The sequence below is a fragment of the Peptoniphilus sp. GNH genome (genome assembly GCA_021307325.1).
Lineage (GTDB): Bacteria > Bacillota > Clostridia > Tissierellales > Peptoniphilaceae > KA00134.
In genome coordinates this window covers 180,172-203,500 of the sequence record CP089931.1, presented here as the reverse complement: position 1 = coordinate 203,500, position 23,329 = coordinate 180,172, and the positions used below count along the sequence as shown (strand labels likewise).

Sequence of the window (23,329 nt, the reverse complement as noted above, 5' to 3'; positions counted from 1 at the left end):
ATCCTCCTATTTGACCACAGTACCTAAATTTTTTCCTTTTACCACTTCTACTATTGTTGACGGAGTGTCTATGCCAAATACAAGAAGTGGAATTTTATTTTCCATACAAAGTGATATTGCAGTCGAATCCATAATTTTAAGCTCATCTGACAAAATTTTATGATATGTTAATTCATCATATTTCTTCGCATTTCTTACAATTTTCGGATCCGCATCATAAATTCCATCTACACCTTTTTTAGCAACCAAGATAACTTCTGCATTTGTTTCAGCCGCTCTCAAAGCTGCTGTTGTATCTGTCGAAAAATAGGGAGCTCCTATTCCGGCAGAAAAAATCACAACTCTGCCTTTTTCCAAATGCCTGATTGCCCTTCTCCTTATATAAGGTTCGGCTATATCCTTCATTTCAATTGCAGTCATTACTCTGGTGGCAACTCCCATTGATTCCAAGGCATCTTGAATTGCCAATGAGTTCATTACAGTGCCTAACATTCCCATATAATCCGAGGTGGCTCTGTCCATATCCGAGGCGTCTCTTCCCCTCCAGAAATTTCCTCCACCTACAACAACTCCAACTTCAACGCCAAGATCTCTTATGGCTTTTACTTCTGAAGCTATTATTTTTATGGTGTCAAGATCAATGCCTACCTTTTCATTTCCTGCCAAGGCTTCGCCGCTTAATTTTAAAATTACTCTGGTGTATTTTGGATTCATTACTTTTACCTATTATTGACCCATTTGCTTTCTTACTTCTTCTGCAAAATCTTCTTCTTTCTTTTCAAGGCCTTCGCCAACTTCGTATCTTGTAAATCTTCTGATTTTAATATTTTCACCAATCTTAGCTACAAGATTTGTAAGCACGTCTCTGACTTTTAGGTCTCCATCTTTGATGAATTTTTGATCCAAAAGAACAATTTCTTCAAAGAATTTGTCCAAACGTCCTTCAACCATCTTTTCTACAATTTTTTCTGGCTTTCCTTCGTTAAGAGCTTGTTCTCTTAAAACATTCTTTTCATGTTCAACTTCTTCAGCTGGTACATCTTCTCTGTCGATATATTTAGGATTTACAGCTGCAACTTGCATTGCCATGTCTCTTACAAATTGTTTGAAGTCATCATTCTTAGCAACAAAGTCAGTTTCAGAGTTTACTTCTATAATTACACCTATTCTTCCGCCATGAATATAAGCATCAACAAGTCCTTCTGAAGCTATTCTTGAAGACTTCTTTGCTACTGATGCAATTCCTTTTTCTCTTAAATAATCCATTGCCTTATCAAGATCCCCATTTGTTTCTTGTAGGGCCTTTTTGCAATCCATCATTCCAGCGCCTGATTTTTCTCTCAATTCTTTTACTTGAGCTGCAGTAATATTTGCCATTTTTACCTCCTATAAAATAAGAGTTCAATCAATATTCGAACTCTTATTACAAAACTTTATTTATCTTAAAATTTTATTCTTCTGTTTCAACTATTTCAGCTTCTTCTTCAAGAGCTTCTTCTACTTCAACTTCAGAATCGTCGTTTTTGTCTTCAGAGCTGTTGTCTTCCAATTGTGTTCCTTGTCTTCCTTCTAGAACTGCATTGGCAATTGTTTCAGTCAAAAGTTTTACAGATCTTATCGCATCATCATTTCCAGGTATTGGAAAATCTACTTCATCTGGATCACAGTTTGTATCTACAATTCCTATAACTGGAATTCCTAAGATATCAGCTTCTTTTACAGCTATTCTTTCTTTTTTAGGATCAACTACGAATAAGGCATCTGGTATTCTATCCATGTGCTTTATACCGCCCAAGAATTTTTCCAATCTTTCTCTTTCATGCTTCAATTGGATTACTTCTTTTTTAGGAAGAACTTCAAAAGTTCCGTTGGTTTCCATTTCTTCAAGCTCAAATAGTCTATCTATTCTTCTTCTTATTGTCTTGTAGTTAGTCAAAAGACCACCTAGCCATCTTTGGTTTATATATGGCATTTCGCATTTTTTAGCTTCATTTTCAACAGCATCTTGAGCTTGCTTTTTAGTTCCTACAAAAAGAATCTTTCCACCGTTTTCAGTGATGTTCTTTATATATTCATAGGCTTCTTCAACTTTTTTAACAGTTTTTTGAAGGTCTATTATATAAATACCATTTCTTTCTGTGAATATAAATTTTGCCATTTTGGGGTTCCATCTTCTAGTTTGATGTCCAAAATGAACTCCTGCTTCTAACAAATTCTTCATTGAAATAACTGACATATTTTCCTCCTTGTTTTTTCCTCCACCGGCCTCTACTTTGAAAGAACCCTTGGGCAACACTTTCAAATCCGCCAATGTGTGTATTTCATACCTTATGTAGTCTATCATTTTTGCAAGTCTAAGTCAATATTTGTTCTAATCGCAAGTTATAAAATCTTTAAAAGATTCAAACTTTTTGTCTCCTATGCCCTGTACTGATTTTAGGTCTTCTATGTGCACAAAGGGACTTTTTTCTCTATATTTAATTATCTTTTCTGCCGTCTTTGGTCCTATACCTGGTATCTTGGTAAGCTCATCTAGGCTTGCCTTGTTGATGTTTATCTTATCTGAATCGGAGCTTTGAATGGAACCTTCGTCCTCACTCGAACCAGGCCCTTCAACTGTTATCTTCTCCTCATCTTTTAAGATTCTTGCCCTGTTTAATTTGTTTATATCGCCATCGCCAATTGGTCCTCCAGCTGCCAAAATAGCATCCTCGACCCTGGATCCATTCTTTAATTCATAAAGTCCCGGATTTTTCACAAGCCCAGCCACATGGACTACAATATTTTCTTTTGAGTCTTCAATATCTTTGTCATTTTCAATTTCTACATTCTCAACAAAATCTTCATTTTCTCTTGTTTCAACTCTATATTCGAAATATTTTCCGGCAAAAAATATCAAGGCCAAGCCCAGCACAATTGTGGGTAAATATTTTTTTACAAATCGCATATCCATAAAAAATCCTCACCAAGGTCGATGTTTAAATCTAGTTTGCTTCTGCTATTGCCTCAATTTCAAGAAGTCCGCCCTTTGGCAATTTTGCCACTTCCAAGCATGATCTAGCAGGCTTGTGCTCTTTAAAAAATTCCTCATAAACTTCATTTACAGCTGCAAAATCGTTAATATCATTTAAGTAAATGTTAACCTTTATTATTGATTCTAGACTTCCACCGCCTGCTTCTACTACTGCTAAGACATTTTTCAAAGATCTAATAGTTGCATCCTTAATTGAAGATGTAACTAATTCGCCACTTTCTGGGCATAGTGGCAATTGTCCTGATGTGAAAATTAGTTTTTTGCCTTGGCTTGATACGCCTTGGCAATATGGTCCTACTGCGGCTGGTGCTTTTTTGGTTTGTATTATCTCCATTAATTTTCCTCCTTTTTTTCTAAAATGCTTTTAGAATCAGACCAAAGTCTTTCTATGTTGTAATATTCTCTTTCTTCCTTATGGAATACATGGCATATTACATCTGAATAATCTAAAATAATCCATCTATTTGAGCCATATCCTTCCTTGTGTATGGCCTCTTCTTTTTCTTCAAACATTTTTTCTTCTATATATTCAGCAATTGTCTGAACTTGCCTAGAAGAGTCAGCAGACATTATTATAAAATAATCACTAAGACCGTTTCTCTGTCTTATGTCTAATATTTCAATATCACTTGCCAACTTGTCTAGGCCTGCATTTTTTATTATTTCCAATTTCTTTTTAGTTTCCATCTTTCCTCCTATTTCAGATTCAAGGATCTCAAAAGTAAGGCACTCTCTTTCTCGTCATATATAAAATAAGACACTCTATTTATATATTTAGGGCTTCCTGGAAGTGTGTGGCCTTCCATCTTTTCACCATCATTAGATTTTAATAATTTAAAGGCTCCAATCATCTCATTTAAAGTTATGTTGGTATTGATTCTTTCTTGATATATTCTCAAAAGTGAAGGTAATTTTAAAATTCCAGAAGGCTTAGTGACTTTCTCGAGAACCGCATCAATAAACATCTTCTGAGAATTGACCCTATCCAAGTCTTGATTCTTGTAGCCGCTTCCTCCTTCACCCTTTCTAAACCTCAAAAATTTTATTGCATCTTCGCCATTTAAGGTTTGATACCCCTTTTTGATGTCTATTTCAAGCGGCGGGTCATCCCAAGTATCGGTGTATTTCATGTCTACTGGAACATCTATTGAAATTCCTCCAAGTTTATTTACTACATCCTTTACTATTCCATAGTCCACAACAAGATACTTGTCCAGATTCAAATTAAATACAGTATTTACAGTCTTTAGGGCAAGTTGCTCTTTACCAATAGCGTAAGCCGCATTTATCTTTTGATAATTCTTTTTCCCTTGAATTTTAACACGTGTATCTCTTGGTATTGAAACTATAGAGGCTTTTTTGTTTTCTGAACTTATAGAAATCAGCATCATAACATCTGATCTTGTTGATTTGTTTTTATTTTGATCGCTTGAATCAACTCCCAAAAGAAGAAATTGCAAATCGCTTGGCTCTTGCCTAAAGGCCTTGATTACATCTAAGGGACTTGATTTAGTCGCTGTAAAAGCCGAATATAGGCTAAATCCTACAAAGGCTACAATTAGTATCAAAAGAGTTATAAAAAACCCCTTAAAAAATCCTTTCATTTATCGCTCCTGATAAAAAAATTTCTGCTTATAATTGTTTCGATTCCTATATATTGACCCTTTGCTATTAGATATTCTATTGTCCTATCCAAGGCATAGAGCATAGCCTTATCCAGATTTTCTTTTGAAAGAATTCTAGCATTTTCAACATCTTTAAAGTTTCTCATAGGCTCTATATAGTCTGCTAAAAAAACAATTTTTTCTATATCTGTCATATTCTCTCTTCCAGTTGCATGATAGCAAATGGCATTGAGTATATCCTTATCTTTTATTCCATATTTTTTTTCAGCCAAATACCTTCCGTAGTATTGGTGAATTATTTGCGGGGAGTTTATAAGATCATCATTCAACTCCAAACCCGCTTTTTTAAATTCGCTCTTGGCTACTTCCAAATCTCTTATTTTGCCACAATCGTGATAAAGACCAGCTATATAGGCTTTTTCTTTATCAACGTTGTGAATTTCTGCTAATTCATATGCGGTATCTGCAACTCTTATGCAGTGGTTAAATCTCTTTAGTCCTATTCTATTTATAATGTCGGACTCATCTTCTTCGCTCATATAATCTCTTATCACTAATATATTCCCTCACTTTCTCAGGCAAAATATATTTTAAGCTTCTTCCTTTAGAGATATCCTCCCTTATATCATGAGAAGAAATGTCATAAAGTGGTCCAGTGACCTCCTCTATTTCAAATCCAAATTCTTCTTTTAACCATTGTATCTCCATATTCAAATCTTTTTCTAAGTCATATCCCGGTCTTTTCATAAAAATAAATTTAGTGTACTCGGGTAATTTTTCAAAACTTTTCCAAGTTTTTAATTGAAACACCGTGTCCGAACCGATTATATAATTTATATTATCATATTTTTCTTTTAAAATTTTCAAGCTGTCGATTGTATAACTAATTTTTTTGTTTTTGACTTCTAGATCTGAAACTTCAAAAGCATCATTGTCCATGCAAGCTAATTTTACCATGTTTAGGCGGTCTTCTGATGATACATAAAGACTTTTGTGGGGAGGATTCCCAGTGGGTAAAAATATTATTTTTTCGAAATTCTTAATCTGTCTTATTTCCTCAGCAAGCATGAGATGTCCTAAGTGAATCGGATTAAATGTTCCTCCAAAAATGGCTATTTTCATGGCAATATTATCTTTTTATTTTCTTTAGATTCTCTATAAATGGTTAGCTTATTTCCTATTTGTTGAACAAATTCTGAATTTGTCTTTTCCAAAATTTCTTCAACTATCTCTTTTACATCTATGGGAGAATTTTTAAGCACTCTTATTTTGACAAGTTCGTGCGCCTCTAAAAGCTCATTAAGCTGCCATAGACTTCCGTCATTAAGACCCTGTTTTCCTATCTGTAATAGGGGCTCAATTTTATGAGCTAGGCTTTTTAAATAAGCCCTATCTTTTCCTTTCAGCATATTTATCTCCTAATTATTCAAAAAATTCAAATTCATACTCACCGATAAAGACGCTCTCGCCTTCTCCAACTCCAAGTTCCTTTAATCTATCAACTATTTTATTCTTTCTAAGGTTTTCTTGGAAATATCTCAAAGACTCTCTGGAATTGAAGTTTGTAGATCTAAGTAGCAAGTCTATATATGGACCATCTACAAAATAGTTGCCATTTTCTTTGTAAACTTCAAAAGCTGGTGCTCTGTCCTCTGTTTCAACATACTCTTCATCGTATGTTTCATAGTCATCTTCCTGCTTTTGAAGTAAATCATAGGCATAATACATAAGTTCCTTGATTCCCTTATTCATATAAGCTGAACCAGAAAATATCTTATAGCCTTTTCCAAATTTATCTTCAAATTCCTTGACCTTGCCCGATGAATCTGAAAGGTCTATTTTATTCAAAAATATTATTTGTGGTTTTTTAGCAAGTTTCTCGTTGTAATCTTCAAGCTCCTTATTTATCTTGTCAAAGTCATCAAGAGGATCTCTGCCTTCAGAACCAGAAATATCCACCACATGAATGAGTACCTTAGTTCTCTCAACGTGTTTTAAAAATTCATCTCCAAGACCTTGACCCTTGCTTGCTCCTTCTATAAGTCCAGGTATATCAGCAATTACAAATGACTTTTGGTCGCCTAAAAACACCATGCCAAGATTTGGGCTCAAGGTTGTAAAATGATAATTTGCTATTTTAGGTTTAGCCGCTGAAACTACTGAAAGTAGTGTAGACTTGCCTACATTCGGGAATCCCACAAGCCCAACATCCGCTAAAATTTTAAGCTCTAAAATAATAGATCTGGATTCTCCTTTTTTGCCGGCTTGAGCAAAAGTTGGAGCCTGTCTTGTTGCGGTCTTAAACCTGGCATTTCCCTTGCCGCCTCTTCCGCCTCTGGCTAAGATAATCTCCATATTCTTGGCCTTTAAATCATGTATGACCTTGCCACTTTCGGCATCCTTTACAAGAGTTCCTACTGGGACAGACAAAACTATATCCTGACCATCTTTGCCGAACTTCAATTTGCTTTGTCCATTGTCTCCATTTTCAGCCTTATATTCTCTTTTATACCTAAAATCCAAAAGTGTGTGAAGACCTTCATCTGTTTTTATGATGACATTACCACCATGGCCTCCATCTCCTCCAGCAGGGCCGCCTGCAGGGACATATTTTTCTCTTCTCCACGCAACTGCGCCGTCTCCGCCTGAACCCGCTATTACTTTTATCTTTGCTCTATCTATAAACATATAACCTCCGAATTAATATAAGTATAACATACGAAAGCCTAAGACAAGTTAAAGCTCTTACAAATATTATCTTAACTTTTATAAATTTAAAACATAAAAAAAGTCGTACTGAGTACGACTTGAATTATGCTAATTTTTCTTCATATACGCTAACAACTTTTTTGTTTCCTCTGCCCTTGGTTTCGAATTTTACATAACCATTTGCAGAAGCAAAGAGTGTATCATCATTACCCCTTCCAACGTTTAGACCTGGGTGAATTTTAGTACCTCTTTGTCTTACGATGATGTTGCCGGCAAGTACATAAGATCCGTCTCCCTTTTTGACGCCAAGTCTTTTGGATTCAGAATCTCTACCGTTTTTTGAACTACCTGCACCCTTCTTAGATGAAAATAGTCTAAGATTTAGCTTTATCATCCTAGCACCTCCTGTTTCATTTTTAGGTATCCCGGATAATCTCTTTCGAGCATCTGAAAGGCATGAAGAACAAATTCAAAATACTTTTTAAATCTGTCATCTTCATAGACCGTATCATTCAAGGCTCTAAAAAATAAATATCCATCCTCAATTTCGTATTCAATATTTTCTTGACCATATCTTTCTAAAATCAAATCTAAAAAATTCTGAGTTAGTATTGATATGGCTGCACAAACTACTTCTTCGTCAGCGCCAGAAGAAGCGTGACCCGAAGACCTAAGTCCTGAGTACATTCCCTCCACCTGAAACAAAGTTATTTGGGTCATAGAGATATACTTTCTATTTCAAGTAAAGTATATGGTTGACGATGGCCCTTCTTCTTTCTGTAGTTTTTCTTAGCTTTGTATTTAAATACAACTATTTTCTTTGCCTTATCGTGCAAAAGAACCTTAGCCTTAACGCTAGCTCCTTCTAGATATGGCTTTCCAACAGAAATTTCATCTCCACTTACAAGTAGTACCTTATCTAGGCTTACAGTTTGACCTACTTCAGCTTCAAGCTTTTCAACTCTAACCTTGTCGCCTTCTTTAACAGTGTATTGTTTTCCACCAGTTTCCACTATTGCGTACATTGTAGCACCTCCTCATTACAAGACTCGCCAAAACAGGCAGCTCTCGCTTTAAAACCTGATATGTGCGGTTACATTAAGGTATATTAACATATTGTTTGCTAATTTTCAAGTCTTCTAAGGGATAAACCAAAATTTTTTCTTGAAACCTCAACCAATCCAAGGCTAGTATAACCATAGACTTCGTTTTGAGACTTATCTCTTTCAAGTTCGTCCTTTAGTTTTCTTATGACAAGTTCCTTGTCCTCATCCTTTTGCATATTTATAAAATCAAAAATTATTATCCCGGACATATTTCTAAGAATAATCTGTCTTGCACCTTCTTTCGCTGCTTCCAGATTGCTTAATAGGGCAGTTTTCTCAAAATCCGTGCCATCTCCATAAGATGAGTTTACATCAATGCTCCAAAGAGCGGCTGTCTTTTCTATTATTATTTGCCCGCCGCAATCCAGATTCACACATGGTTCAAATAAATTATTATAATCTTTTGATAAGTTTCTGTCTGTTTTTATCGAAAAATTTTCATCCAAAATCAAATTTTCAAAATCTAATCTATAATCGTCATATATTTGTTTAGAGTTTATTATGACCTTGCTCTTACCACTTCTTTTGAGAAAATCTTTTACTCCATTTGGTTCATAAATTAATTTGGGTACTGGTAAAAAATTCTTTTCTTCCAAGACTGTTTTAAGCCTTTTTTCAAGGTCCTCTATTTCATTTTTTAGTGCGGTTCTAGTAGAGTTTTTAGAAGATGTTCTGTATAAAATTCCATAGCAAGACTCAATTCCATATGATTTTAGTCTTTTAACTTCATCGCTTTTTAATTTGTTTGAGAATTTTTGCAGTTTTTTTTCAAACAAGACTAAATTTTGACCTCCTATGGATATCTCCATAGTTACCCTGTGTCCCTTGGGAGGAGGGAGAGTCTTTTTTATCTGCACAAGAATTTCTTGACCCTTTTTTAATTTGGCATTTGCAGGATAGGTATCTTTAAAGGAAAGATATCCATCCTCTTTATAGCCAATGTCGACAAAATAAGCTGAAATTTTTGGTAAAATCTCCTTTACTCTGCCTCTGTATATATTTCCATTTTTGATATCTGGGCTAAGCTCGGAAAGTTCCACAAACTTTCCATCTTCAAACTCTCCCATAAGCCCGGCAGAATCTATGAACAAAGTCATATGTGTCCCTCTCTTGCTAAGGAAACAAATGATCTGTGTCCAATTATTATGTGATCTATTACTGGAATATCTAAAATTTCCCCAACTTCTACTAGTCTTTTAGTAAGACTGATATCCGCCTTTGATGGACTAGGATCTCCTGTTGGATGATTGTGAATCAAAATTATTGTATGAGCCTGATTGCTTATTGCCTCTTTAAAAATTTCCCTAGGGTGAACATGGCACACATCCAAGCCACCTCTTGCTACGGTGTGTATTTTTTCCAAATCTTTTTTAGTATTTAAAATGGCAATTCTAAATTCTTCCACATCCAGAGAGGACATTTCATTTTTTAACACTGCGTATAGCTTCTCCGGACTATCAATGCGAATTTTTCTAAAAGACGGAAGATCGTTCATTCTTATGCCAAGCTCTATTGCTGCTAAAATCATGGCAGTTTTAGAAGGACCTATGCCCATTATTCCATCGAAATCGCCTATGTTGGCATTTCTCATCTTATAAAGAGCTGAATTTTCTCTCATTTTTATGTCATTAGTCTCGATGTCAAAACCTGATGCTTTTTCTTCAAAGACATTCAAAAGTCTTTGGCATAGTTCAACTGATGTTTCCTCTTTAGTGCCTGTTCTTATTATAAGAGCCAAGAGTTCAGCATTTGAAAGCGCCTTTACTCCCCTTAAAAAAAGTTTCTCCTGGGGTCTGTCCTCCACAGGAAGATTTTTTATATTATATTTTTTCATACTTCCTCCAAGAGATTTATATCAAAATGTCTAATCAACAACTTGTTTAATAGACAAATAGGAAGACCCATCACATTGAAATAGTCTCCTACTATTTTTTCAACAAATAAACCAGCTTCATCTTGAATGCCATAAGCTCCAGCCTTATCCATATAGTCTGCATTTCCCATATAATTTGCAATCTCCCTTTCTGACAAGGTCTTGAATATGACATCAGTTTTTTCAAAACTAATTATCTTCTTATTTAATTTTAAATTAACAAGGGCGAGGCCTGTGTAAACTGAATGCTTTTTCCCGGACATCGCTCTTATCATTTTTTCTGCATCATCCATATTTTTGGGTTTGCCAAGGACCCTTCCTTCCAAATCAACTAGAGTATCAGCGCCTATCACAAGAGCATCTTCTCTTTCTTTTGCTATCGAATGCGCCTTTTCAAACGCCAACCCCATTACAATACTTTGGGAAGATTTATAAAATTGCTTATCTTCTGATATTTTTGAAACTTCAACTCTGAAATTTATAAATTTTTCTAAAATACTCTTTCTTCTTGGCGATGCCGATGCAAGTATAAAATCCATCACGAAATTCTCCTAATATTTTTCTTCAAGTAGAAAGATATATAATTAGATGCCAACCCTACAAAATAACCAGTAAAAATTCCTAATCCAGCCAAAAACGGCAAATAAGAAATTATCATAAGATTTTTTAATACTAACATCGCAGCTAAAACTTGTCCTAAATTGTGAAAGAAAGAGCCCAATTCTGATATTCCTATAAGAGACAGATATTTAGCTAAAAATTTATGACTTAGAATCATCACAAAGGCCGAAAGTATAGTTCCTGTGAAAGAAAAGATAAAAGCCGAAACGCTTCCACTCACAAAAACCAACAGCACACTCTTTAAAATTGCTACGATAAGACCTTCCTTGTAGCCAAAATTTACTATTGTAATTAAAACTACTATATTGGCAAGACCTAATCTTGCTCCTGGAAAAGCTACCGGCAGGGGGATAAAAGATTCAAAAAATCCTACCGCCAGTCCTATGGCAGTAAGCATGGCTAATAAAATATATTTTCTTGTCTTCATTTCAGCACCGCATCCACTTCGTCTAAGTCCTTTTGATCTTTAACCTCTACTATGAGCTTGTGAGGTAAACAAACCAACATATCGCCACTAAGATTTATGGCAGGCATATGCATACATATCTTATCAGGACAATCCGCCGCCACAATCTTGACTCCATCTTCTGTAAATTCGAGAGTATTGTATCCATAAGAAGTCTTTATATTTATTCTCTTGCCCTTTAGTTTGGGATCCAAGTAGACTCTTTCGATTTCTTTTCCATCGACTGTAACTCTTATGTACTTTTTACCTTCACTCAAAAGCCTTCTACTAGTTAAAAAAAACGTGAGTAAGCTTGAGATTATTATTAAAAAAATTACTAGATAATCGCCTTTTTTCATAATTTCACCTTCTTGATTATATCATAGTAAAAATTATTATAGGCTAAATTTTCACTTAATAGTTTCATGTATTTTACTCTATAAAATAAATTAACCTATTTTAACTTGAGTATTTAGGCATTAAAAAAAGGCACTCGGATAAGTGCCTTTGTGTTATTGCATAATAAATTCTCTTAGTTTTCCAGTGAGCTTATATGGTGTTTTTTGTAAATCCTTAATTGTAGATGAACCAGTAAGCATCATGAGCATCTTGGACTTGTAAATTAAATTTGAGATGTATTGCATGGTGTATTCATATCCACCATGAATGAGGTAAGTTAGAATTTCTCCACTAATGCCTACCATATCCGCTCCTAGCACAATTGACTTTATAAGCTCTGTGGAATTTCTTATGCCACCAGATGCAATAAGTTTCATGCCATCCTTTTTTAAACTCTTAGCCTCTATAAGTGCAAGAGCTGTGGGTATACCCCAAGAATAAAGTTCTGCCAAGTCTTGATTTGGACTTCTCAAATTTTCAACTTCGAAAAAGTTGGTCCCCCCATGACCTGAAATGTCTATATTTCTGACACCTATGTCATAAAGCCTTTTTGCTACGTCTTTGGAAATTCCAAAGCCGACTTCTTTTACTATTAAGGGCTTATCTAGCCCGTCAAGCAAAACTCTTATATTAGATAAAATATTTTTAAAAGACCTGTCGCCTTCTTCTTGCGCTAGTTCTTGTGCAGGATTTAGGTGGACTTGTATAGCATCTGCATCTATCACATCAATTGCTTTTTGAGCATCTTCTAGTCTAGTATGACCATTTATATTAGCTATTACAATGCCCTCTTCTCCAATTATGTCTCTCGCTACCTTGAAGGACTCTATGGACTCGCTATCTTCAAATATAATTGTTTGACTGCCAACAGCCATAGGCAGGTGAAATTCCCTTGCTACTCTGGCTAAATCCCTGTTAATATCAGCGGAAAAATCTGTTCCCCCTGTCATTGCATTTATCATAAGGGGAAAGTTTATCTTCTTTCCGATAAAATCTGTAGAAGTATCTATCTCATAAAAATCAATTTCTGGTAGAGAATTATTGTACAAAAAAACGTCATCTAATAAATTAGATCCGACAAAAGATGTTTTTAAGTAATTTTCTATATGTTCAACTTTTCGATACTTTCTCATTCGCTCACTCCTATTTCAATTACTTAAAATCTTACCACTAAGGTTAATCTTTTACAATAAAAATCGGATTTCTACTAAAGAATCAAAGCTTGTGCCTTTTTAAACTCGGGGCTTCCAGCCTTTTTTGCCAAATCGAAAAGCACTGTTTCTGTGTTTGTTATAACACATCCCATTTGTCTTATGAGTTCTATTCCATTTTCCCTGTTCTCTTTGGTTCGAGAACCAACTGCATCTGAAACTAATTGCACATTAAAGCCTTCACTCAAAAGATCTCTTACAGTTTGAAATACGCAAATATGAGTTTCTGCTCCAGTTATGACAATAGTCTTGTCCTTATACTTTTTTATTAAATTTCTGAAATTTTCATCTCCCATGCAAGAGAAGCTATTTTTGTCTATGGATTGTATATTCTTATTTACTATAAAGTCCTCATTGTCTCCCAAGCCCTTTTTGTATTGTGTAGTTTGGATGGCATCTAGACCAAAAATTTCTACTAAATTAGCTAAAATTTCAGCATTCTTTAACATTTTTTCACTTTCATACATAGCTGGATTTAGTTTTTTTTGCAAATCTAAAAATAAAATTAGACAATTATCTCTATTTAATTCAAATTTATTCATAATTTCTCCTTTATAATTTTATAATTTCTATTTCTTTCATGAGGGTCTTGATCATTGCCATGTTCAAATTATCATCGCCTTCGTTTGTTTCCAAAAGACTACAAGCGGCTGCCAAATTCAAGCACATCTTCCTGTCATACTTTCTTTTTGTGCCAGATGCCAAACCCGCTAAAAAATGATTGCCATCAATATTAGAAGTATTTGTCTTGAATTTTAGCTTATAGCTTTCATCCGCATACAGGCAGATTAAATATGCCTGATCAGATTCTACAAAAACAGCCTCCAACCCCTTGTTTAAAATATCTTTTCCTATTTGAACAGCTTGAGCTTGATGACTTATCTTTGTTTCATAATATTTCTCCAAACTATCAGAATTTAAATACAAGATGTCTGGGGCCGCTTCTAAAATATCAGATATGTCATCTGGATAGGCAACCATGCTCCTAACCTTCTCTTCTTTACACTTGTAGACTATATTTTTTATCATAGCCTTTGGAATTCTCTCTTCCCCTAACTTGGGAATTAAGAGATAAGATGCAAAATCCAACTCCTTGCTTACAAGACCTGTTATCTCATTTATTTCCTCTCTTGTAAGTCGGGGATGCTCGCTTTCTATATAGGTCATATCTTCACCTATTCTAAGCTTTACAATCTCCTGATTTTCATCCTTTATAGTCACATATCTAAGACCTATGCCATCCAAATCCTCTATTATTTTTTCGCCGTTTTCTCCTCCAAAATATGTCATCAAAAGCGGTCTATCTCCCATGGCATTTAGAATCTTTGCACATGAAATGCCATGTCCTCCTGGGTAGGATAAAGATTTCTTGCACTTGTTGTTTGCTTTTAGCTGCAAACCATCTAACTCATATTCCCTTACAAGGCGGGGTGCCGTTTCCAAAATGACCATATTCCCTCCCCCACTTATCTAAATAAGTAATCTTTCTTCCAATTCTTTTAGGATTAGCTTGGACTTCTTATCAGATTTAGTCTCATCTGCATCAAGAGTGTAGATATATAGCTTAATCTTAGGCTCTGTGCCTGATGGTCTTATGGCAAACCACGATCCATCTTCCAATTTATAAATCAGTACATTTGAAGGAGGAATTTGACCCAAGCCGTCCTTATAATCAATAATTTCTTTGACTTTTAAAGAGGCAATTTTGCTTATGGGATTGTTTCTTAAAGAAATCATCATATTGCTTATTTTTATAGCTCCCTCTTGACCTTCTATGACTATGGACTTGAGGGCTTCCTTGTAATATCCAAACTCTGCGTAGATATCTCTAAGCACATCAGTCAAACTCTTGCCCTTCTTTCGATAGTAAGCTGCCATCTCAACTGCTAGCATAGATGCGCCCACTCCGTCCTTATCTCTTATATGATCTCCATAACAATAACCTATGGATTCTTCATATCCATAAATGAACTTGTATTCTCCAGACTTATCCCACTTATCTGCAAGACCACAAATATTTTTAAATCCAGTCAAAGATTCTTCATAATGCACTCCAAGAGACTTCGCTATGTCAACTGCCATATTTCCAGTTACGATTGATTTTACAATCCCCGCATTTTTAGGTAGCTTGCCCTTTCTCTTTAAGCCATTTAAGATATAATAAGCAAAAAGTCCCCCTATCTGATTTCCATTAAAGGCGTAGTAATCTTTACCATCCTTTGCAAGCATGGCAAAGCGATCACAATCTGGATCTGTTGCGAAAATCAAGTCTGCATCTTCTTTTTTTGCAAGTTCTATTGCAAGCTTAAAGGCATTTAAATCTTCTGGATTTGGATAACCAACAGTTTTGAAATCTGGGTCTGGATTTTCTTGCTCCGCTACTACAAGTATATTTTTAAATCCTCTTCTTCTTAAAACTTCTCTGACAGGCTTGTTGCCAGTTCCATTAAGAGGCGTATAAACACACTTTATATCCTTGTCAATTTCATCTTCTATCGAAAGTGACAAGGTGGTATTAATAAAATCTTCATCCATAGACTTGGGAATTATTTCAACAAGTCCCATCTTTAAAACTTCATCAAAACTTATCCTCTTGACATCAAAAATATCTATGCCCTTCATGTTCTCTAAGATATCATTGGCTGTATCTTCCAAGATTTGTGCTCCAGTTTCCCAATATACCTTGTAACCATTATAGTCCTTGGGATTATGCGATGCTGTTACAACAACACCAGCTATTGTAGACAATTTTCTAATTGCAAATGACAAAAAAGGAGTGGGCCTTATGTCATCAAATATGTAAGTTTTTATTCCAAAAGTTGCCAAAACCTCAGTTGTGATTTTCGCAAACTCCTTAGATCTATGTCTCACATCATAGGCAATTGCTACTCCTCTTTTTACAGCTAGAGGTCCCATTGATGCCACTTTTTTACCAAGTCCATAGGCCGCTTGAGCAACTGTGTACTCATTCATTCTATTAGTGCCGGCACCTAAAATACCCCTAAGCCCAGCTGTGCCAAATTCGAGATTCTTGTAAAAACTTTCTTCAATTTCCTTCTCATCCATAGATTCTAATGCAGACCTGACTTCTTTAGTCAGGCCTTCATTAGAAACCCATCTTTTATACTCATCTATTGCTCTCATTTATTTCTCCTTCGTCAAATCTTTGTACTCTGCTTCTATTATAGAGAGTAAATCGCTAGGATTCAACCTAACTTGTAAGCCAATTTTTCCTGCTGACACATAAATCTTATCTATACTTTTAGCACTTTGATCAATAAAGGTCTTGAAAGTTTTCTTCATGCCAAGAGGACTACAGCCTCCATGCACATATCCAGTCAAGGGGAGCAGCTCTTTTTGTGGCAGCATTTCTATTTTCTTTTCATCAGCACAAAAAGCAGCCTTCTTTAAATCCAGCTCATGATCAACAGGTATAACGAAAACATAGTGTTCAGACTTCCCTTTGCATACCAAAGTCTTAAAAACTTCATTTTCGCTCTCACCTAAAACCTGAGCCACACTTTTACCACTAACAGCATCAGTATTTGAATAATCCACAGTCTCATAAGAAATCTTATGAGAATCTAAAAGTCTTAAAGCATTAGTTTTCTTCATGATATTCCTTCATTATTTCTTTATACTCATCAGCCAAATCGACATAAGTCTTGTAAGCATACTCTAAATAAGCCAGATGATCTTTAGAAACCTCACCTACCCTCTTAGCAGGACTGCCCATAATAAGAGATCTTTCAGGAAATACTGAACCCTCTGTCACCAAAGAACCCGCAGCCACCAAAGAATACTTTCCAATCTTGGCTCTATCCATAACAATTGCCCCCATGCCAATCAAGGCACCCTCTTCTATCACAGGAGAATGGATTATAGCTCCATGACCAAGAGTGACCTTGTCGCCTATTTCAGTAACAAGTCCAGGAGATGCGTGAATCATAACAAAATCCTCTACGGCAACATTTTCTCCAAGTCTTATAGGACCATCGTCTCCTCTTACAACAGCATTAAACCAAAAGCTCGTGCCTTCCTTGCAAACCACATCTCCAATTATAGTCGCATTATCTGCAACAAAACCCGCCTTTTCAATTTGCGGAAATTTATCCTTATATCTGATAATCATACTACCTCCAAAATTTAACCTTTATAAAATATTCTAATCATTTTACTTTATCTATACCCATTAGCCAAAAAACCATCTCAAATATATACAAATTCCTCATCTGAATATTTATTAATTTCTGCTAAAATTTCGCTTGCCAATATAGTATAATATTTAAAAGGAGATATTTGTTTATAATCATGAAATTTTCACAAAGAATTAAAGAACTAAGAACTAAAAATAAAATGACCCAAGAAGATTTGGCAGATCTTATAGGAGTTTCCAGGACAACAATAACTGGCTACGAAACAAGAGGAACAGAGCCATCCTTAGATAAACTCTTAGAACTATCTAAGATATTTGGTGTTGCTTGTGATTTTCTTTTGGGAAACGATGATTATATAAAAAGTTTTCGCATGAAAATACCTCTTGTCGAAACATGCAAAGAAAATGGCATATACTTAGGCCTACAACAAAGCATGGAATATGTATCAATAGATTCAAAAGACGAAGTCGAAGGAGTTTTCGCTTACAAAAATCCAAGCGAAAATAATAAAATATACATATGCAGACCACAAGTCTTAAAAAGTGGTGACTTTGGTCTTTTCTATGCAAATGAAAATACAAAAGCCTGCCACTACTATTCAGAAAACAATCTCCATGTGCTGATCCCTGAAAAAAAATCCCCTTTGATATTCTCTTCCCCGGATGATTTTATTTACTTAGGTCACATAATGGAAGTTAGAAAAAGATTCTAGGAGGTATCCTTATGAGTAAAAAAATAATCGCCCTAATAATTTCAATATGTCTGATTGCATTTTTAGCAATTCTATTTGCATTCTTGTCAAAATCCGATGATTAATGCTGACGTGGCTCAATCGGTAGAGCAGCGCACTCGTAACGCGCAGGTTGAGGGTTCAAGTCCCTCCGCCAGCTCCAAAAATAAAAAATCCTATAAGATAGACGGGTGTCCATTTATCTTATAGGATTTTTTAATGCGAAAATTTATAATATATTTCAAAAAATATCTAACTGCAAATAAATCTAAAAATCATACATCTTTACTGTCCCGCTTTTAAACTTCTTCAAACACAAAAAACAAGATGCCACACATTTTAAATTCCAACAAAAATTTCTACAATTTTTCTGATTTTTTCCAATACTGATTCTTTTTTCTTTTCCCTTGCTCCTTGCCTGTGCGAAGTAGGTGGTATTATACTATCGAGCTCATCGCCAGCATATTCAACATATCCCTTGCCAATTGCCTTTTCTATAAATCTTTTTGAGTCATCTTTCAGTTTTTCATCTTCAATTAAAGATTTAATTTTGAATTGTTTCTCTTTCTTTGCAAAACTATAAAAAGCATCCAAAATGTCATCCGTATTTTTAAGATTCAATAATTAAGCTTAGAGAACAAGGAATTAATTCAATTACTCAACTCGATGATCTAATCAAAAAATCTGCTTATGATAGACAAGATTTATTAGATAAAATAAAGAAAATTGAAACTGAGATGAAGAGTTTATCCCAAGATATGGAAAATATTAATACTATAAATAAGTATCGTGAAATATATAAATACCACAAGAAAAATCCTCAAGATAAGCAATTTGCAGAGGAGTATTATAGTGAACTTTCTGTTTATAAAATAGCGGCTAAAGAAATTTTAGAAAACTATAAAAAACTACCAAATACAAAAGAAATACTATCCACTCTCGATAAATTGCAAGAAAAAAAGAACACCCTTATGCAGGAGTATTCTTTGAATAAAGAACAATTTTCCGACCTTGTTCAATATAGAAAAAACTATGAAAATTATTATGGAAAGGAGGTGGAGAGATAAAAAATTGAAAAAATATTTTTTTCTGGTATAATATTACTTTAAAAAATTTACAAATAATTACCCGAGGAGGTAAAATATGAAAATCTTTGAATCAATAAAAAATAGATGGAAAAAATTCTTGAAAAATCTAGCAGAAGAAAATAAAAAATCTTTTGGAAATGAAAGATTAGATTGTTGTTCAATGAACAAAAGAGAATATAAATAAAGAAAAAAATGACCATGGCGGAGACTGTGTAAAATTTTGTGTATAGAAACCTCCTGATTAGGGTAAGTAAAAACTAATCAGGAGGAATTTTTATGCCTTGAATTTATAATCTAAGTGCAACTCAGCTGAATGATATACTTCATAAGAGGCGTTTTCCAATTTAAACATTTCCTCCTCAGGACACTAAATTGATACTTATTGTCATATATATTATGCCATGTTTCCTTCTTTTTTATTTCATGTTTTAATATAAAAGACTCACTTACTACCGACTATGGAAATTCTTAAATCCTTATAATTTCCTTATTTTTTTCTCCTAAAATTACATTCGTAAAGAAATGATAAGGAGGAAAATATACTATGGATGATTTTATATTACAAACTAGAAATCTATAAAAGCAGTTCGGGAAACAAAAAGCGGTGGACTGCGTTAATATCAATGTTCCAAGAGGAAAAATTTATGGATTATTGGGACCAAACGGAGCCGGAAAGTCTACTCTTCTCAAGATGATTTGCGGTATGATTACACCTACATCTGGTGACATAATATTCAATAATAATCCTTGGAATCGTTCAAATCTCTCTGAAATTGGTGCATTGATTGAAAATGCACCACTATATCCAAACTTAACTGCCTATGAAAATTGTCGTGTACGATCAATAGCTTTAGGGATTGAAGAAGAGCGAATTCAAGAAGTTTTACAGATTGTAGGTCTTACTAATACAGGAAAAAACGTACTGGACAATTTTCAATGGGAATGAAGCAGAGATTAGGAATCGCTTTGGCTTTACTTAGTAATCCAAAACTTTTAATTCTATATGAACCAACTAATGGTCTTGATCCCATTGCAATAAAGGAATTGAGAGAACTTATTAGAGGTTTTTCACAACAAGGAACTACTGTAATTCTGTCTTCTCATATTTTATCTGAAGTCGAACATATTGCAGATCATATTGGAATCATTGCATCAGGACATTTAGGTTATCAAGGTGCATTTGATTCAAAAATGGATTTGGAGCAACTTTTTATGAAAGTTGTTAGTAATCAGCAAGGAGGTTTCAATGAGTAATTCAACTATATTAATGGCCGAGTTCTTGAAAACAAAAAGAACTGCAACAAGAAGAATTGCTATTGCCAGTCCTCTTTGCTTAGCACTAATGGCTATTGTTCAACAAGGTTATTTTTCCTTGAATTTATTCAACTGGTACTATGTAGTTTTTTTACCTGCTACATTCGCATTAATCAGTGCAACATCTGTTAATATAGATAACGGAAAGCACGGACTTCGTGCAATCCGTTATCTACCAGTTTATCAAGGAAAAATATGGAGCTCTAAACTTTTGGTTGTATTAGGATATGCTCTTCTTTTCTGTTTTCTATTAAGTGTTGCTGTGGTTTGTATACCATTTATTTTTAGTTTGTTTGGAATTAATCAAATTAAGCAATTAAGTATTGCTTCAATATTTTTAGGGATTATAGTCGTGTTTGTTACAACCATGTGGCAAATCCCTTTTAGCTTTATAATTTCAAAAAAATTAGGGGTGATCTTTTCGGTATTGGTCAATTTAGCTATTTATTTTTCAGGTGTATTTTTAGCACTAAAACCATATTGCTTGTAAGTAGGGATAAGAAAATGGGAAAATTTCGCAAAACCCCTAGGAGTCTTGTTTGCTATGTTTATTTTTAATGGTTTTTTAGTTATTTTAGTTTTGATCTTTTATTAGCGTTTAAGTATTGATTTTTAAATGAAAAGAGAGACTCGAGTTAACAAGTCTCCCCAAAATTTGACAAATAGCCTATTTTAATCATTATCTCTTTGCATCAATAATAATTCTACTTTATTTATTTTATTAATAGCAATAATTGAAGATATTGGTCCTAACAAGGTTCCCAAAATTATTACTATTATTAACATTAGAATCATAAGGAATATATTCGGTCTTAAAAAAGGCATATTCAAAATTGATGAAAATACATTATTGAAAGTTATACTTAAAACAAAGGAAAGCACAGAACCTATGACTGCACCTGTACCATTAATTAGCATAGATTCAACAAGAACTACTTCACTGAGTTTTTTCTTTGTTGCTCCTAATATCCTTATGGTTGCAAATTCTCTTTTTCTTTCCTTAACTGATAAGGTATTTACAAGACTTAAAATAAAGAAAGCTAGTATCCAAATCAAAGCTATCAATATATACACATATATAAGCATGTTTTTTGCTGAATCTGAAACTTCTGTCATTATTTTTCTTGGCAATAAAGGATACACTTTTTCTTTTTTAAATTCTTCTTTAATAAATTTTTGAATTGTTTTTGGATCTTTGTTTTTTTCAACTTTTACTAAAATAGAAGATATCTCATCTTTTTTTGCCACCGGATGATTAATTATCTTTTCATATTCCTTGGCTAATCTATGAGTTTCTTCTATTGTCATAAAAACTGAATTATCAAAACCCATGCCCGTTTTTGCAAGCCTACCTCTTATATCAAATTCTTGATTAAAAAATTTAACCTTATGATTAATATTCCCCACAATGTTAGCACCAACAACAACTTGCCCAGCTTTAATTGGCGTTTTAATCTGTTTTTCAAGCCAAGGTTTAACGCTAAAGTCATCAGAAAAGTCAATTCCTATAACTTGAATGGGAAAAGAACAGCATCCAGCAGAAAGTGTAGCTAGATAAACTTGGCCACAAGCTTTTTCTATGCCCGGTATTTTTTTTACTCTACTTAATATGTCCTTGTCAAAAAAAAATGTATTAGGTTCTCCCCTTAATATTGCACCTGTAATTTTAGAATCATAACCTTCTGGAACTACTATAATGTCTGCTCCCATTCTATCTGATAAAGATTTCATGCCATTTTTAAGAGAAAAAATTATAAATGATGACATGAATAAAATAAAAGTTAAAATTCCTACAAGAAAAATCAAGGTAATTGATCTTGTCTTCTTATTTTCTATATTTTTTTTTGCTAAATTAATTGTGTATAAATCTTTCATTATTTTGCACCATCAAGAGCATTATTGCAAGCTTCTATAAATTGCTTGTAAGTTCCTGTTGCCCCCGAAATAACGTCCACTCCTTCAGGATTTCCTTTTTCCACTAATCTATCTGGGTATGACTTTGCAAGATTTATAGCTTGTTGGGCTATCTTATATAGTCCTTCATTTTGGCTTTGACCATAAGATTCATCCTTTTCTTTTCCATCTCCATCAATGTCTTGCATTGTGCAAGATTCAATCTTATTGTCTTTAACAGTTATATCCACCTTTACAAGTCCGCCTCTTTCATCTTTGGCAGATTCTCCATGATATGTGCCGTCCTTATAGCTTACGCTTGGAGCTTCTTCTTTTTTATCTCCTCCACAAGCAACTAGTACAAGCCCCAAAGAAAAAATTATTAATACATTTAAATTTTTTCTCATATAAACTCCTTAAGTTTTTCATCTTTTTTTACAGAATCAAGAACTGGTCTTTTTCTTTTCATTTTTTCTTCTTTTGAAATTCTACCATGTTCAAGAGTTATCATTCTTTCAGATTCTTCACCGACTTCAGGGTCGTGAGTTACAACAATAATTGTTGATCCTGCATTGTGAAGTTTTTCAAATATATCAAGAACTATATATTCATTCTTTTCATCCAAATTTCCTGTAGGTTCATCGGCTAAAAGTATTGTAGGATGATTAATAAGAGCTCTAGCAATGCATACTCTTTGTTGTTCCCCACCTGATAATTGGTTGGGTAAGTGCTTGGCTCTATCAGCAAGACCTACTGCAGCCAAAGCTTCCATTGCTTCTTGTGCATCTGGCATAGAATGATAATATTGTGACATCATTACATTTTCCAAAGCACTTAAATAATTAACTAAATGAAATTGTTGGAAAATAAGTCCTATCTTATCCCTTCTAATAACTGTTAGTTCCTTAGATGATTTTTTTGCCACATCTTCACCATCCAAAATAACTTCACCAAGTGAAGGTTTATCCATGGCACCAATAATATTCATCATTGTTGTTTTACCAGAACCTGATGGACCCATTATAGAAATCCATTCGCCCTTTTCTACACTTAAATTGATTTTGTCAAGGGCTTTAAGTTCACCATAAATTTTTGAAACATCTACAAGTTTTAATATATCCATA

The 23,329-nt window shown here is 34.2% G+C and carries 31 protein-coding genes, 1 tRNA gene, 2 pseudogenes and 1 other annotated feature; of the genes and pseudogenes, 5 read left to right on the top strand and 29 right to left on the bottom strand.

Features of this window, described 5'->3' with window-relative positions; translation table 11 throughout:
* Window positions 1–6: 6 nt before the first annotated feature.
* From pyrH to LV469_00990, 25 genes are all read right to left on the bottom strand, one after another.
* Complete coding sequence (pyrH, locus tag LV469_01110; GenBank protein ID UHR02910.1) at window positions 7–714, bottom strand: UMP kinase; 708 nt, start codon at window positions 712–714, stop codon at window positions 7–9.
* Window positions 715–726: 12 nt separating this feature from the next.
* On the bottom strand, window positions 727–1,377 hold the full coding sequence (tsf, locus tag LV469_01105; GenBank protein ID UHR02909.1) for a translation elongation factor Ts: 651 nt from the start codon (window positions 1,375–1,377) through the stop codon (window positions 727–729).
* A 73-nt stretch (window positions 1,378–1,450) separates the two neighbouring features.
* Window positions 1,451–2,236, bottom strand: coding sequence for a 30S ribosomal protein S2 (gene rpsB, locus LV469_01100; protein UHR02908.1), 786 nt, complete (start codon window positions 2,234–2,236; stop codon window positions 1,451–1,453).
* 135 nt (window positions 2,237–2,371) lie between these two features.
* Entirely contained in the window at window positions 2,372–2,953 is a 582-nt protein-coding gene (locus tag LV469_01095) for a ComEA family DNA-binding protein (protein ID UHR02907.1), read from the bottom strand.
* A gap of 31 nt (window positions 2,954–2,984) precedes the next feature.
* On the bottom strand, window positions 2,985–3,368 hold the full coding sequence (locus LV469_01090) for a RidA family protein (protein UHR02906.1): 384 nt from the start codon (window positions 3,366–3,368) through the stop codon (window positions 2,985–2,987).
* A complete protein-coding gene (rsfS, locus tag LV469_01085) occupies window positions 3,368–3,721 on the bottom strand; it encodes a ribosome silencing factor (protein UHR02905.1) in 354 nt (117 codons plus the stop codon). Before rsfS ends, LV469_01090 begins: the two co-directional genes overlap by 1 nt.
* 8 nt (window positions 3,722–3,729) lie before the next feature.
* Window positions 3,730–4,638 carry an LCP family protein gene (locus LV469_01080; GenBank protein UHR02904.1) on the bottom strand — a complete coding sequence of 303 codons (909 nt, stop codon included), beginning with the start codon at window positions 4,636–4,638 and terminating at the stop codon, window positions 3,730–3,732.
* Window positions 4,635–5,198: a bis(5'-nucleosyl)-tetraphosphatase (symmetrical) YqeK gene (gene yqeK / locus LV469_01075; protein ID UHR02903.1), complete on the bottom strand. Its 564-nt coding sequence runs from the start codon at window positions 5,196–5,198 to the stop codon at window positions 4,635–4,637. Before yqeK ends, LV469_01080 begins: the two co-directional genes overlap by 4 nt.
* On the bottom strand, window positions 5,182–5,781 hold the full coding sequence (nadD, locus tag LV469_01070; GenBank protein ID UHR02902.1) for a nicotinate-nucleotide adenylyltransferase: 600 nt from the start codon (window positions 5,779–5,781) through the stop codon (window positions 5,182–5,184). The genes yqeK and nadD overlap by 17 nt, the downstream gene beginning before the upstream one ends.
* Window positions 5,778–6,068 carry a ribosome assembly RNA-binding protein YhbY gene (yhbY, locus tag LV469_01065; GenBank protein ID UHR02901.1) on the bottom strand — a complete coding sequence of 97 codons (291 nt, stop codon included), beginning with the start codon at window positions 6,066–6,068 and terminating at the stop codon, window positions 5,778–5,780. The genes nadD and yhbY overlap by 4 nt, the downstream gene beginning before the upstream one ends.
* A 13-nt stretch (window positions 6,069–6,081) precedes the next feature.
* A complete protein-coding gene (gene obgE, locus LV469_01060) occupies window positions 6,082–7,347 on the bottom strand; it encodes a GTPase ObgE (protein UHR02900.1) in 1,266 nt (421 codons plus the stop codon).
* Window positions 7,348–7,471: 124 nt separating this feature from the next.
* The gene (gene rpmA, locus LV469_01055) at window positions 7,472–7,762 is read right to left on the bottom strand and encodes a 50S ribosomal protein L27 (protein UHR02899.1); all 291 of its coding nucleotides are present in this window, start codon (window positions 7,760–7,762) and stop codon (window positions 7,472–7,474) included.
* Window positions 7,759–8,055 (bottom strand): ribosomal-processing cysteine protease Prp, encoded by a 297-nt coding sequence (locus LV469_01050; GenBank protein UHR02898.1) that lies wholly within the window; start codon window positions 8,053–8,055, stop codon window positions 7,759–7,761. Before LV469_01050 ends, rpmA begins: the two co-directional genes overlap by 4 nt.
* A 29-nt stretch (window positions 8,056–8,084) precedes the next feature.
* Window positions 8,085–8,393, bottom strand: a complete 309-nt coding sequence (gene rplU, locus LV469_01045) for a 50S ribosomal protein L21 (GenBank protein ID UHR02897.1) — start codon at window positions 8,391–8,393, stop codon at window positions 8,085–8,087.
* A 10-nt stretch (window positions 8,394–8,403) separates the two neighbouring features.
* Window positions 8,404–8,473: a sequence feature (ribosomal protein L21 leader region), on the bottom strand.
* 18 nt (window positions 8,474–8,491) lie between these two features.
* Entirely contained in the window at window positions 8,492–9,571 is a 1,080-nt protein-coding gene (locus LV469_01040) for a ribonuclease E/G (GenBank protein UHR02896.1), read from the bottom strand.
* Window positions 9,568–10,308: a DNA repair protein RadC gene (gene radC, locus LV469_01035; protein ID UHR02895.1), complete on the bottom strand. Its 741-nt coding sequence runs from the start codon at window positions 10,306–10,308 to the stop codon at window positions 9,568–9,570. The genes LV469_01040 and radC overlap by 4 nt, the downstream gene beginning before the upstream one ends.
* Window positions 10,305–10,886 carry a Maf family protein gene (locus LV469_01030; protein UHR02894.1) on the bottom strand — a complete coding sequence of 194 codons (582 nt, stop codon included), beginning with the start codon at window positions 10,884–10,886 and terminating at the stop codon, window positions 10,305–10,307. The genes radC and LV469_01030 overlap by 4 nt, the downstream gene beginning before the upstream one ends.
* A complete protein-coding gene (locus LV469_01025; protein ID UHR02893.1) occupies window positions 10,886–11,395 on the bottom strand; it encodes a Gx transporter family protein in 510 nt (169 codons plus the stop codon). The genes LV469_01030 and LV469_01025 overlap by 1 nt, the downstream gene beginning before the upstream one ends.
* Window positions 11,392–11,691, bottom strand: a complete 300-nt coding sequence (locus tag LV469_01020) for a NusG domain II-containing protein (GenBank protein ID UHR02892.1) — start codon at window positions 11,689–11,691, stop codon at window positions 11,392–11,394. Before LV469_01020 ends, LV469_01025 begins: the two co-directional genes overlap by 4 nt.
* Window positions 11,692–11,925: 234 nt before the next feature.
* Entirely contained in the window at window positions 11,926–12,945 is a 1,020-nt protein-coding gene (gene fni / locus LV469_01015) for a type 2 isopentenyl-diphosphate Delta-isomerase (protein UHR02891.1), read from the bottom strand.
* A gap of 74 nt (window positions 12,946–13,019) precedes the next feature.
* Window positions 13,020–13,565 (bottom strand): isochorismatase family protein, encoded by a 546-nt coding sequence (locus LV469_01010; GenBank protein UHR02890.1) that lies wholly within the window; start codon window positions 13,563–13,565, stop codon window positions 13,020–13,022.
* 10 nt (window positions 13,566–13,575) lie between these two features.
* The gene (locus LV469_01005; protein ID UHR02889.1) at window positions 13,576–14,475 is read right to left on the bottom strand and encodes a PfkB family carbohydrate kinase; all 900 of its coding nucleotides are present in this window, start codon (window positions 14,473–14,475) and stop codon (window positions 13,576–13,578) included.
* An 18-nt stretch (window positions 14,476–14,493) separates the two neighbouring features.
* Window positions 14,494–16,167, bottom strand: coding sequence for a phospho-sugar mutase (locus LV469_01000; protein ID UHR02888.1), 1,674 nt, complete (start codon window positions 16,165–16,167; stop codon window positions 14,494–14,496).
* Window positions 16,168–16,638 (bottom strand): Cys-tRNA(Pro) deacylase, encoded by a 471-nt coding sequence (ybaK, locus tag LV469_00995; protein ID UHR02887.1) that lies wholly within the window; start codon window positions 16,636–16,638, stop codon window positions 16,168–16,170.
* On the bottom strand, window positions 16,625–17,155 hold the full coding sequence (locus LV469_00990; protein UHR02886.1) for a gamma carbonic anhydrase family protein: 531 nt from the start codon (window positions 17,153–17,155) through the stop codon (window positions 16,625–16,627). The genes ybaK and LV469_00990 overlap by 14 nt, the downstream gene beginning before the upstream one ends.
* A gap of 179 nt (window positions 17,156–17,334) precedes the next feature.
* On the opposite strand from LV469_00990, the gene LV469_00985 reads away from it, so the two are divergent.
* Window positions 17,335–17,892, top strand: a complete 558-nt coding sequence (locus LV469_00985) for a helix-turn-helix domain-containing protein (protein ID UHR02885.1) — start codon at window positions 17,335–17,337, stop codon at window positions 17,890–17,892.
* A 105-nt stretch (window positions 17,893–17,997) separates the two neighbouring features.
* A tRNA-Thr gene (locus LV469_00980) sits at window positions 17,998–18,073 on the top strand.
* Between the two features lie 176 nt (window positions 18,074–18,249).
* Here LV469_00980 and LV469_00975 read toward each other — a convergent pair.
* Entirely contained in the window at window positions 18,250–18,504 is a 255-nt protein-coding gene (locus tag LV469_00975; GenBank protein UHR02884.1) for a hypothetical protein, read from the bottom strand.
* Window positions 18,505–18,524: 20 nt separating this feature from the next.
* On the opposite strand from LV469_00975, the pseudogene LV469_00970 reads away from it, so the two are divergent.
* The 3 genes and pseudogenes from LV469_00970 (at window position 18,525) to LV469_00960 (ending at window position 20,802) form a co-directional block, all read left to right on the top strand.
* Window positions 18,525–18,977, top strand: a pseudogene (locus LV469_00970) (relaxase).
* A gap of 625 nt (window positions 18,978–19,602) precedes the next feature.
* Window positions 19,603–20,252: pseudogene (locus LV469_00965) on the top strand (lantibiotic protection ABC transporter ATP-binding subunit).
* Entirely contained in the window at window positions 20,245–20,802 is a 558-nt protein-coding gene (locus LV469_00960) for an ABC transporter permease (protein UHR02883.1), read from the top strand. Before LV469_00965 ends, LV469_00960 begins: the two are co-directional and overlap by 8 nt.
* A 182-nt stretch (window positions 20,803–20,984) precedes the next feature.
* Here LV469_00960 and LV469_00955 read toward each other — a convergent pair whose 3' ends face one another.
* From LV469_00955 to LV469_00945, 3 genes are read right to left on the bottom strand one after another with little or no spacing between them, the layout of a single operon-like run.
* A complete protein-coding gene (locus tag LV469_00955) occupies window positions 20,985–22,187 on the bottom strand; it encodes an FtsX-like permease family protein (GenBank protein UHR02882.1) in 1,203 nt (400 codons plus the stop codon).
* Window positions 22,187–22,612, bottom strand: coding sequence for an FMN-binding protein (locus tag LV469_00950; protein ID UHR02881.1), 426 nt, complete (start codon window positions 22,610–22,612; stop codon window positions 22,187–22,189). The genes LV469_00955 and LV469_00950 overlap by 1 nt, the downstream gene beginning before the upstream one ends.
* Window positions 22,609–23,328 carry an ABC transporter ATP-binding protein gene (locus LV469_00945; protein ID UHR02880.1) on the bottom strand — a complete coding sequence of 240 codons (720 nt, stop codon included), beginning with the start codon at window positions 23,326–23,328 and terminating at the stop codon, window positions 22,609–22,611. The genes LV469_00950 and LV469_00945 overlap by 4 nt, the downstream gene beginning before the upstream one ends.
* Window position 23,329 lies beyond the last annotated feature (1 nt).